10 protein-coding genes are annotated in these 11,368 nt (G+C 63.7%); 3 read left to right on the top strand and 7 right to left on the bottom strand.

Features of this window, described 5'->3' with window-relative positions:
* Positions 1 to 13 precede the first annotated feature (13 nt).
* From VSP_RS40435 to rtcR, 7 genes are all read right to left on the bottom strand, one after another.
* On the bottom strand, positions 14 to 811 hold the full coding sequence (locus VSP_RS40435) for a YqjF family protein (RefSeq protein WP_157211187.1): 798 nt from the start codon (positions 809 to 811) through the stop codon (positions 14 to 16).
* A gap of 8 nt (positions 812 to 819) precedes the next feature.
* Complete coding sequence (locus tag VSP_RS38555; protein WP_009966030.1) at positions 820 to 1,269, bottom strand: hypothetical protein; 450 nt, start codon at positions 1,267 to 1,269, stop codon at positions 820 to 822.
* Positions 1,270 to 1,333: 64 nt separating this feature from the next.
* Positions 1,334 to 2,260, bottom strand: a complete 927-nt coding sequence (locus VSP_RS32575) for a TIGR01777 family oxidoreductase (RefSeq protein WP_009966032.1) — start codon at positions 2,258 to 2,260, stop codon at positions 1,334 to 1,336.
* Positions 2,257 to 2,724: a hypothetical protein gene (locus tag VSP_RS32580; RefSeq protein ID WP_009966033.1), complete on the bottom strand. Its 468-nt coding sequence runs from the start codon at positions 2,722 to 2,724 to the stop codon at positions 2,257 to 2,259. Before VSP_RS32580 ends, VSP_RS32575 begins: the two co-directional genes overlap by 4 nt.
* A complete protein-coding gene (locus VSP_RS32585; RefSeq protein WP_009966034.1) occupies positions 2,721 to 3,551 on the bottom strand; it encodes a wax synthase family protein in 831 nt (276 codons plus the stop codon). Before VSP_RS32585 ends, VSP_RS32580 begins: the two co-directional genes overlap by 4 nt.
* A 58-nt stretch (positions 3,552 to 3,609) precedes the next feature.
* A complete protein-coding gene (locus tag VSP_RS32590; RefSeq protein WP_009966036.1) occupies positions 3,610 to 4,146 on the bottom strand; it encodes a GbsR/MarR family transcriptional regulator in 537 nt (178 codons plus the stop codon).
* Between the two features lie 387 nt (positions 4,147 to 4,533).
* Entirely contained in the window at positions 4,534 to 6,171 is a 1,638-nt protein-coding gene (gene rtcR, locus VSP_RS32595; RefSeq protein WP_009966037.1) for an RNA repair transcriptional activator RtcR, read from the bottom strand.
* A gap of 192 nt (positions 6,172 to 6,363) precedes the next feature.
* Here rtcR and VSP_RS32600 point away from each other — a divergent pair, with 192 nt between their 5' ends.
* The 3 genes from VSP_RS32600 (at position 6,364) to rtcA (ending at position 11,326) form a co-directional block, all read left to right on the top strand.
* Positions 6,364 to 7,932 (top strand): vWA domain-containing protein, encoded by a 1,569-nt coding sequence (locus VSP_RS32600; RefSeq protein ID WP_009966038.1) that lies wholly within the window; start codon positions 6,364 to 6,366, stop codon positions 7,930 to 7,932.
* 784 nt (positions 7,933 to 8,716) lie between these two features.
* Positions 8,717 to 10,222, top strand: coding sequence for an RtcB family protein (locus VSP_RS32605; RefSeq protein ID WP_009966040.1), 1,506 nt, complete (start codon positions 8,717 to 8,719; stop codon positions 10,220 to 10,222).
* 48 nt (positions 10,223 to 10,270) lie between these two features.
* A complete protein-coding gene (rtcA, locus tag VSP_RS38560; RefSeq protein WP_009966041.1) occupies positions 10,271 to 11,326 on the top strand; it encodes an RNA 3'-terminal phosphate cyclase in 1,056 nt (351 codons plus the stop codon).
* The last annotated feature ends 42 nt before the right edge of the window (positions 11,327 to 11,368 follow it).

An 11,368-nucleotide genomic window follows, 5' to 3' on the forward strand; every position in this document is an offset into this window, starting at 1 on the left:
TGTTGGATCGCGGCTAAATCTTGCTGGGGCGGCTCATCCACACGCCCGGAGATCCTGGTGAATAGTGCGCGCCGCGCAGGCGGGCTCCCTCGAACCAGGCGCAATGGCCCCGCAGGAGTCTGTCATCCAGCACCTCCGGCACCACCTCCACCTGCGGCCACGGCGGGTGCCAGATGCGGAAGCGCCGCTTCCACCCCAGCCACTCGGTGAAGGCGCTGTAGCGCTCCATCAGAAACTCGGTGAGGCTCCCCGCCACACACGACGCAAACGGCCCGCTCACAGGTGCCCGGTAGCGCAGACATCCGGTGCTGTACGCATCCTCCACGCACCCGGTCAGCTCACCTTCCTCATGCCGGTGATCGTAGCGCAGCCTCCCCAGCCGATAGGGCAAACCGAACACCGGTCGCCCCAGCCCTACCGCCAAACGGTTCGGCAGCCACTCGTGCAGGAAGTGAATGCCCTCCTCGACATCCGGCCCCTCTCCCACATGGGATCTCACATAGGTCCGTACATTCAGGAACTCATGCGTGGCGATCGGTCGCAGCATCCAGGAGGTCCAGCGCCCGCCCCGCCTTGGGGCCATGTCCCGCATGGTGAAGGCCACCAGGCTCACATAGGCACGCCCTTCATGCAGATCCAGCGGGAAGGGCACCCAGGGCTGAAGTGCGGTGGGATCCACCTCGTAGTGCAGCATCAGCACCCGCTCCCAGTCGGCGGTGAGCAGGGGCTCGCCCAGGCCACCCTGCAACAAACGCTCGCGTCCCGCCGCGCTGGGCAGCCAGCTTTTCAAAGGGGCCGCCATCGAAGACATAGGTGTCTTCATAAGACCCTCCCGGTTTGTAGCGCCGCCATGGCGTACACGGTGGTCCACGCGGCATAGCCAAAGAACAGCACCCAGTGAATGACGGTGCGGCTGGGGATGCCACGCCAGTGGGCCGGGCTGTAGTGCGTCCACTGCAAGACACAGCGGATGCCCCAGAAGAGGCCCATGGCCCCGCACAACCAACGGGACAGCTCTGTGGGGGCATGCGCCATCTCCGGTGCGAACCGCCACGTCAGCACACCCCAGATGATCAGCGTGATGCTGATGAACCAGGAGTGAATGGTGAACACATCCCGGACCAGCAGCGACATGCGGGAGATGTCCCCCTCCCACTTCATGATCCGCGGGAGGAAGAAGCTCAGCACAGCCAGCCCCAGCTGCAGGACGGCGACAAAACGGAGCAGGGCTTCGAGGTGGGTGAAGGCGGTCTGGATGAGCGTGTTCATGATGGGCAGGTGGGAAAGGGAGGTTCGGGGTCGGGATCGAATGGATGCAGTTGTGGGAAACAACTCAGTCGCGGTCAAAGAGCTGCCGGAGGGCCTGGCGGAGATCGGTGTGATGAAACTCGAAGCCCTCCGCCAGCAGCCTTGCCGGAGCACCCCGGCGGCCCGTGAGGGCCAGGACCGGCTCCGTCCGCAGGAACCAGCAGCCCAGCGGCACCAGTAAGGAGGGCAGCGCGGGCGACCACGGCCGGTGCAGCGCCCGGCGCAGCTCCCGCATGAAGGCGGCATTCGGCACCGGACCGGGGCTGGTGGCGTTGTACACGCCCTCCATGCCGGGGTCGTCCATCGCGCGCTCCCACAGCCGGATCATGTCCGCCCCGTGGATCCAGCTGATGTACTGCCGCCCGCTGCCGATCGCTCCACCGAGGAAACAACGCGCAAGGTTCACCAGCATCCGCAGCGCGCCTCCGCCGTGACCCAGCACGAAACTGATGCGGTAGAGCACCTTCCGCGTGCCGGGGGTGGCCTCCGCCGCAAAGGCCGCCTCCCATTTCAAACAGGTATCCACCGGGATGCCCGCACCGGGAGCAGTCGTTTCATCGCACTCACGTTCGCCGGCATCGCCATAGATGGCCAGGGACCCCGACTGCACCCAAGCGCCGGGCGGACGCTTGCAGGCCCGGATGGCCGCGCCAATGGCCCGCACCGAGTCCACCCGCGAGTCATTGATCTCCTGGAGCGCGGCCGGGGTGTAGCGGCAGTTCACATTCTTTCCGGTGAGGTTCACCACCGCATGGGCTCCTTCCAGCTCCCAGGCCCAGGCAGGCTCCACGGTGCGACCGTCCCAGCGCACCCAGCGACCAGGTGCCCCGGCGGGTTGGGGCGCGCGCGCCAGGATGACCACCTCCACGTCCCGGGCGGCCAGGCTGCGGGCCAGCGCCAGGCCCAGGAAGCCGCTGCCGCCGGCAAGGATGACTTTGAGTTGTTGTTTCATGGATGCTGATGACAGGGGTGAAAGGTGTAGAAATCGAAGGCGAAGCCCGGCTGCAGGGCCGCCAGGGTGTAGGTGAGCGTGAGGAAGATGAAGACCACCGTGAGCAGGTGGTAGCCCAGCTTCAGCCAGCCGTTCGTGAGATAGGCCCGCGCATCAAAGATGAAAAACTGCACCAGCAGGCGCGCGCCCCAGAACACTGCCGTCATCCCCGCCAGACTGCGGGCCACCGGCGCGCCCCGGGCCATCTCCGGCGCATGCAGGAGCGTCATCGTGCCCAGGCTCACGATCATGAGCACGATGAAGACGCCATACACCCAGAAGAGCGTGCGCAGGAACGCGGGCAGCGGCTTGAGCACCGACTTCCAGTCCAGCACCACCGGGGTGAGGGCGCTGGCGCTCAGAATCGCGAAATGCATCGCCCCGGCGAAGTAGAGCGTGTTTTCCAGGGTCAGGAGCGATTTCATGGCAGGGCATGGATGAAGTGGAGGAACGGGAGGATGACCCGCTCCACGAACGGCGGAGGAAAGAGGAGGAAGAGCGGTCCCAGCGTGAAGGCGTGGGTGAAGATCCAGCGAGGCAGGAGATGCCTGGGCCCGGCAACCGCAGCGCTTCCCGGAAACAACTGGCGCTCCAGAGTCATGCCGAGCGCCTGGATGAGGAAATAAGTGAGCGGCAGACCGTAACCCGCCCCGGCGGGCACGGTGATGACGAGCTCATGCACCAGCCCGGAGGCCAGGAACACCGCCAGCGTGGCCACGTGCCGCCCCCGACGGCGCAGCACCGGGCGAAAGATCCAGCGATGGGCCAGGTCCCGGAAGGCCCGGTTCCACCGCTGCCCCCAGAACTCTGCCAGCGACAGCGCCAATACCGGACGGTCCATGATGGGCCGCACCCGCCGCCCCTGCCGCTGCCAGCACCCTGCCAGCAGACGGAAGACGCCAAAGTGCAGCACCAGCACCAGCCCCACCATGGCCACCCAGCCCGCCGCGAGCGGCGCGTGCAGATGCCGGGCCACACCCCAGATCAAACCAGCCCCCAGCAGAACAGACAGCAGCCCCGCCCCGCCCGCCACCGTGCGGCCCGGAGCCGCCCCACGCCGGAAGAAGGCCTCCGCATCCATGCCCGGCCACAGTGCCATCCAGGCCACCTCCTCCCATCTCATAGGCGCTGGCAGTACCCGGCCCAGGGCGGCCCGCATGGCCAGCTTCCCGGCCAGGAACACCCCGCCTGCCAGCAGCCACATCACGGCCCAGCGGGGCATGGGTTCAGCGATGGCGATCTCGGCGATCATATCTGTAATTTCGGAAAGTAACGAAATTGAAAATCAAAAAAAGGGGGCACCCTCAGTACTAACCGCCCAGGCCCAAGAGCTTGAGCGTCTTCTCGCCCATGCGGGCGATCTTCACCAGGGACCCCGTCGGCAGGCGGTCGAGCTGGGAGGAGAAGGTCGTGGCCACCTCAAAGAAATCCCGCATCTCCTGCAGGCGCTCCCGCACATGGGCCTCACCGGCCTTGGCCTTGCCCCCGCTCTCCTGCAGGCAGTCGTCCAGCAGCCTCACGGTCGGGTCCACCTCGCGGCGACGACGCTCGTTGACGATGACGCGGAACATCTCGAAGACGTCCTTCATGCTCTCGAAGTGATCCCGCCGGTCCCCCGGCAGGTGCACCATTTTCACAATGCCCCAACCCTGCAACTCCCGCAGCGCCACGCTGACGTTGGAGCGCGCCAGGTCCAGGATCTCGCAGATTTCCTCCGCATGCCGCGGCTTCTCCGAGAGGAAGAGCAACGCGTGGATCTGCGCCATTGTGCGGTTGATCCCCCAGCGCACACCCATCTCCCCCCAGTGGAGGATGAACTTTTGGGCGGTGGGCGGGAGGTCTTTCACGAGGCCAGGGGTTCAGCTAAATTTTCGCTCTTTCGGTTAAGACAGAAATAACCGAATATAACATTCCTGTCGAGGATTTTTTTCACCAGACCGCCCTGCCCAAAAAACAGCCAGCCCCTGACCGCTTGCGCAGACCGGGGCTGTCTGGCGTGTTTTCCATGAACTGCCGCTGATACGGCCTTGCCCGACAAAAGCCCAGAAGGTCTGCTCGGGAGGTGACAGGAATACCCACATCGATCGTGCGACTGAGCGGGGCTGGGAACCCCCGCCTCCTATAACCGGGCCGCGGCTGTTCAAAGTAGTCCAAAGCTTTGGCTCGGCATTGAAAGTCGTGACTGGTACGACTGACGCACGGAAGAGCTGGACTACGTTGCCCCCTCCCTGACCTCAGGTCTTCTGTCTTGTGTCTCCCGCGCAGCGGGCCCAACTGAGCCCAAACCGCGCCAGATACTTCTTCAAGCGATCAGCATCATTCGACTTCGCCTTCGACTTCCGCGACACCGTGAAGAGCTTCCGCCCCGCATCCGACAATGAAACGGAGTCCCGGCACACCCGCACCACATGCTCCAGCTGCACGAGGTCAAAGGGGTCGATCTCCGCGCAGGCCCCGTCACCCAGCAAAGAAGGAAGGAGTTTGCAAGGCACGGCCGCTTTCCCCTCCTCCCCGGGGCGCAGCCAGGCGTCCTTCAGGCGACTGATCTCAGCCTCCACACACTCCTCGGTGATACGGCCCCGCGGTGCCAGGGTGGCCAGGCGGGTCACCGCCGCGTTAAGATCGCGGAAGTTGGCACTCCATCTGGCCTCGGCGCTCAGGGCGAACTTGAGAAACCGGTCACGCGCTTCTTTGTTGAACCGCACCTGCTTGCGCTGCCCGCGGGACAGACGCTCCAGCTCGTAGTCGAGGTTGGGCCCGATGTCCTCCCGCCGCTCTGCCAGACCCGGCAGGGCGAAGGTCCAGAGGTTGATGCGGGCGAGGAGGTCTTCCCGGAAAGTTCCTCGAACCACCTCCGCCCGGAGGTCGCGGTTCGTGCCCGCAATGAGCTGGAAGTCACTGCGCACCGGCTTGTCCGAGCCCAGCGGGAGGAAGGTCTTGTCCTCCACCGCACGCAGCAGCATGGCCTGCTCATCTGCGCCCAGCTCCCCGATTTCATCCAGAAAAATGAGCCCCTTGTCCGCCTCCTTGAGCAGGCCGGGACGGTCAGTCTGGGCGCCCGTGAAGGAGCCCTTGCGATGCCCAAAGAGCGCGGACATGGCCTGGTCCCCGCGCAGGGTGGCGCAGTTGACTTCCACAAACCTCCCCGCCAGCCCGGAGCGCTGCTGCCGCAGTTCGTAGATGCGGCTGGCCAGGAGGGACTTGCCCGCCCCGGTCGGGCCCGTGAGCAGCATGGGGTGCGAGGAATTTACCGCCACCTGCTCAATCTGCCCGATGAGCCGGTTGAACGCCGGATTGCGCGTGGCGATGCCGCTCTTCAGGAAATCCAGCGTCTGCTCCTGCTCCTGGGCGAAGCGCGTGGCAATGCGATCGTACTTGGAGAGGTCCAGATCGATGATCGAGTACTCGCCCGCCGGGGTGTCCCCGCGGTTCGTCCCCCGCGGGGGCGAACTCTGCAGAATGCGCGCCGGCAGGTACCGGGCCTCATTGAGCAGGTACCAGCAGATCTGCGCCACGTGCGTACCCGTGGTGAGGTGGATGAGGTAGTCCTCCGCCTCGGCGTCAAAGGGATAGGCCCGCACCCAGTCATAGAGCGCCTCATACACCTCCTGGAAGTCCCAGGGATCCCGGATCGGCATGGGCACCAGATTCACCTGCGTCTCCGGGGAACAGATCATCATGTCCGCCATCACCTCCCGGGCCAGCGGCTCATGCCGGGGATCGAAGATCAGCTCGAACCGGCTCACCAGCAGATCCTCATGCTGGCACAGTCCGACGGTTGGTCGCCACCTCGACCAGCGCTCCGGACCCCGGGCGCGGTCCAGTTGGACGCCGATGAAGCCAATGACGACAGTTGGGCGGGGAGCGGACACGATGCCTGGATATACTCTTATCTCATTATATAAACAAGATTGGATTTTCTCGACGGGAAAAAACGGGTCTGAAAAATAATTATGCGCTTTCTTCCCTAGTGAAATCAAGGGTTCCAGCGCATGGAGGGGTCCGGTTGGCGCGACTTGGCACGCTCCTGGCGATAGGAAGATGCAGAACAAAACGTGACCCTTATGGCCAACAAGCAACTCTTCCCATCCCAAGCCGGAGCCCTCCTCCCCCGTACCACGGCGGTGAACGAGGCCGGTGGCGCGGCCTACCCGCTCGAAGACCGGGCTGCCCTGGCCCAGCTCGCCGCCACGGGATGCCTCAACGCGACCTACTACGCCTCGGCCGAAACTCAGCTCGACACCGTGCTGCAGCTCGCGGCCAAGACGCCGACGGACTTCCTGGCCCGCACCGCGCTCTACTGCCGCAAGAAGGGTCTCATGAAGGATACACCCGCGCTGCTCTGCGCCGTGCTGGCCTCCCGCGATGTGGACCGCCTTGAACTCATCTTTGATCGCGTGATCGACAACGCCAAGATGCTCCGCAACTTCGTGCAGATCCTGCGCTCCGGGGTGACCGGTCGCAAGTCCCTCGGTACGCTGCCGAAGCGCCTCGTGCGCCGCTGGCTCGAGTCCCGCCGGGATGAAGACCTCTTCCGTGCCGACGTGGGCCAGTCGCCGTCCCTGGCAGACATCATCAAGATGGTGCACCCCCGCCCGGCCACCACCGCGCGTGCCGCGCTCTATGGTTATCTCCTCGAGCGTGAGCACCCGGCAGATCTCCTCCCGGCCATCGTACGTGAATTCGAAGCCTGGAAGAAAGACCGCCAGGGCCCCGTGCCGGATGTGCCTTTCCAGATGCTGACCGCCCTGCCGCTCACGTCGGACCAATGGAAGTCCATTGCCCGTCGGGCCCCGTGGCAGATGACCCGCATGAACTTGAACACCTTTGCCCGGCACGGTGTGTTTGAGGACAAGCAGATCGTCTCCCTCGTGGCTGACCGGTTGCGGGATGAAACCCAGGTGCAGCGTGCCCACGCCTTCCCGTACCAGTTGTTGATGGCCTACACCAGCGCTGGGCAGGAAGTGCCGGCGGAAATCCGTGACGCCCTCCAGGACGCCATGGAACACGCCACGGCCAATGTGCCCCAGGTGGACGGCAAGGTGGTCATCTGCCCGGACGTGTCCGGCTCCATGCGCTCTGCCGTGACGGGCTACCGCAAGGGTGCGACCTCAGCCGTGACGTGCCTGCACGTTGCCGCCCTGGTCTCTGCCTGCCTCCTGCGTCAGAACCGCAACTCTGTGGTAATGCCTTTCTCCGACAACGTGGTGCCAGCGACCCTGAATCCGCGTGACTCGGTGATGACGAATGCCCAGAAGCTCCTGGCCCTGCCCTCCGGCGGAACCAACTGCAGCGCGCCCATGGCGGAACTCAACCGCCAGAAGGCGCAGGCAGACCTGGTCATCTATGTTTCGGACAACGAATCCTGGATGGATACACCCGCTCACGGCCGGTTTGGCGGAAGCCCGACCCGCACCATGGCGGAATGGTCCGTCTTCAAGCAACGCAATCCGCAAGCACGGCTCGTGTGCCTGGACATCCAGCCCTACACCACTACGCAAGCGAAGGAACAAAAGGACATCCTCAACATCGGCGGGTTCTCGGACTCGGTCTTTGAGGTGATCGCCGCCTTCGCCCGGGGTGAACTGGGGCCGGACCACTGGGTCGGCGAGATCAACCAGGTGCCGCTCTAACGAGCCCGTCATGACAACCCTTTGGAGGCTGGTGAATGCCTTTGAGACTACATTGCAACTGTTCTGTCTCACTAACCCCTTTGTCACCAGCCTCCAATCCCCCTTTTTTGATTTTCTCCCAAACGACGATGAATGCCCGAGGAACTACATCTTAATCTGCCGGTCGCGGGTTCGACTCCCGCCCCTCTGTAGCAATACAGGCGGTAGCTCAGTGGTAGAGCAGCAGAGTCTGTTCCTCAAACTCTAGTCATCGTCACCTCTTTCCCTCCCCCAAAACGCTGACGAATGCCGGCGAAACTACATTAGAATCCGGAAGCAGGGGTTCGACTCCCTATGTGCCGCGAAAGCGGCACAGTAGCTCGGGATTGAGCGCCGGATGTTGTTTCTCCACCTCCTTGTCGTCAGCACCTTATCTGGCTCAAACACCCCTTTTACCAATGACGGCGAATGCCCGAAGGAGCTCCTTTTCCCCAAGCACAGACATGGGTTCGATTCCCATCTGCGGGACGAACACCCCGCAGTAGCTTAATGGTAGAGCAGTGAAAAGCTTCCTCACCCCTTGTCGCCGTCACCTTTTTCAAACACGTCAATGCCACATCGTGGCCCGCTTTGCGCGGGCGGATGCCGGGGAAACTACATCTTACTTGGTTACGGGTTCGACTCCCGTCTCGTGCTGGTTCAGCACGGGTAGCTCAATGGCAGAGCAGGAAAAACAGGTTTCGCCATTCCTTGCCGCCCACGCTCATTTCATTCAATTCAGCCTTTTCACCTCCTCACTTCAATCATGTCCGATACCTCAGTCATCTCCCCTTTCCACGTCACCGGTGAAGCCGAAGCCATTCTCCCTGCCCGGGACAGCAAAGGCAAGCCGATCACCGTGATCGGAACGGAGGCCATCCGCAACAGCTTCGACGCCACGTGTGTGGCGCAGGCGCTCAACTCCCGCTCCGCTCCGGGGGTGACGGATCTCGTGCTCAATCCAGATGCGCATGCTGGCTACGGGGCTCCGGTGGGTTGCGTCATGGTCTCGCCAACGCACATCTATCCAGGCCCGGTGGGCGTGGATATCAAGTGCTCGATGAGCCTGCTCCAGCTGAACATTCCGGATGACGTCATCGCGGACAAGGCGGTGCGTCGTGCCCTCATCAATGCCATTGTGGAACGCACGCCTACGGGGGCCGGGCGCGGTCAGCGCACAGCCAAGAAATCCCGTCATGTGAATGGGGACCTCGGTGAAAAGGTGGTGACCCAGGGTGCCTCCAAGGAAGTGTGCGAAGCGCTCGGGATCCCGCCGGAATGGGCGGCCCGCTGCGAAGACAGCGCGCATGTCGGTCATGACGGAAACGTCTCCACGCTCATCGAGCGCCTCGAGAAGATGCGCCGTTTCAACGGCTACCCCAACTTCGACAAGAAGGTGGAGCAGCTCGGTTCCTACGGTGGAGGAAACCACTTCGGAGAATGCGAACGCGTGGAGCTTGCCGAAGGATCTCCCGAGGCGCGCCGTGCGGCCGAGGCCTTTGGTCTGAAGGATGGTCATGTGGCCTTCCTCTCCCACTGCGGATCCCGCGGGTTCGGTCATGACCTGGCCTCGCGCCAGTTCAAGTCCCTGGAAGCCTTCTTCCGCCAGTGGTCGCTGCCGTTCCCGGCGGAGGACCGCCAGCTCGTCTATGCACCGCTCGGTTCGCCGGAGGCCAACGCTTACCTGGACGACATGTCCCTGGGGGCGAACTTCGCCACCGTGAACCACCTGCTCATCAACTCGCTCGTGCTGGAGGCCTTCCAGGAAGTGCTTCCTGGAACCCAGGGGGAGCTCGTGTACTTCATCAGCCACAACATCGCCCGCGAAGAGCTGGTGGATGGGCGCAACACCTGGGTGCACCGCAAGGGGGCCACCCGCGCCTTCCCTGCCCTGCACCCGGGGTTAAAGGAAACGCCATTCCACGAGACCGGTCACCCGATCCTCCTGCCCGGCAACCCGCGGGACGGCTCCGTCGTCATGGTGGCCAAGCCCGGTGCCGTGAAGTCCTGCTACAGTGTGAACCACGGTGCCGGACGCTGCATGGGGCGCAAGCAGGCAGGCCGCGTCCTGGATCAGAAGCTGGTGGACGCCGACTTCGTGACTCACGATATCCTCACCAACTGCCGCACCTACCCGATCGACGAAGCCCCGAACGCGTACAAGGATTTCAACGAAGTCCTGCGCTCCGTGGAAACCGCCGGCCTGGCCGAGACGGTCTGCAAACTCAAAGCCCGCTTCGTGATCAAAGACGCGAGCGAAGCGGATGACTAGCCGCATTCAACCAAGCACCAAGCACCAAGCACCAAGAACCCATCCCCCATGCTCCTTCTCTCCGGCCTTGAAGGCGGTGGCCAGTTGCTACGCACCTCCCTCTCGCTCTCCCTGATCACTGGCAAAGCGTTTCACATGACCTGCATCCGCGGAGCCCGGCCCAAGCCGGGACTCATGCGGCAGCACCTTACTTGTGTGAACGCGGCGGCGGAGATCTGCGGGGCTGCGGTGGAGGGCGCGCATCTGGGTTCCCAAGAGCTGAAATTTCATCCCGGCCCGGTGCGCGCTGGCGACTACCAGTTTGCCATCGGCAGCGGCGGGGCCACCACCCTGGTGCTGCAGACGCTGCTGCCCGCGCTGCTCCATGCTCCCGGCCCCAGCACGGTGCGCATCGAGGGCGGCACCCACAACCCGCTCGCTCCGCCGTTCGAGTTCATTGAAGAGTGCTTCCTCCCGGTGCTGCACCGCATGGGGGTGAAAGCGTCTGTCACGCTCGGCCGCCCCGGCTTCATGCAGTCTGGGGGCGGCTTCCTAAAGGCTGACGTCTTGCCCATGAAGAAGTGGAAGAAGCTCGATCTGCATGAACGCGGGGAGCTGGTGACGAAGTTCGGCACGGTCCTCAACGCCCACCTCGATGGCAGCATCGTGCAGCGTGAGGTGAAGACCCTGCTGGGCCACCTGGGCTGGGAACCGGATGCGGTGAACGTTCGCGCCGTGCCTGAAAGCACCGGCCCGGGCAACATCGTCATGCTAGGGGCCCGGTTCGAGCACATCACAGAGCTGTCCTCCTCCGTCGCCCAGATGGGACGCTCCGCCGAGCAGGTCGGCTCCACCGCCGCCAAAGGCCTGATCAAGTACCTGGAAAACGACGCCCCGGTGGGCGTGCACCTCGCCGATCAGTTGCTCCTGCCCCTCGCTCTCGCTGGCAAGGGGTCCTTCACCACCTTTGCCCTGAGCCGTCACACCATGAGCAACATGGCGCTCATCCCGAAGTTTCTGGAGGTGGCGTTTGAGGTGGAGGAGAAGGAGCGGGGGATGAAGGAAATAGGCATCAGACACCAGACTGCCAGAATCCAGACGTCAGACCTGAACTCTGGGGCATGAAAAAGTAGTAGAGAGCTTTAGCGCGTCAGTCGCGCTACTCAC

This window comes from Verrucomicrobium spinosum DSM 4136 = JCM 18804, assembly GCF_000172155.1.
Classification (GTDB): domain Bacteria; phylum Verrucomicrobiota; class Verrucomicrobiia; order Verrucomicrobiales; family Verrucomicrobiaceae; genus Verrucomicrobium; species Verrucomicrobium spinosum.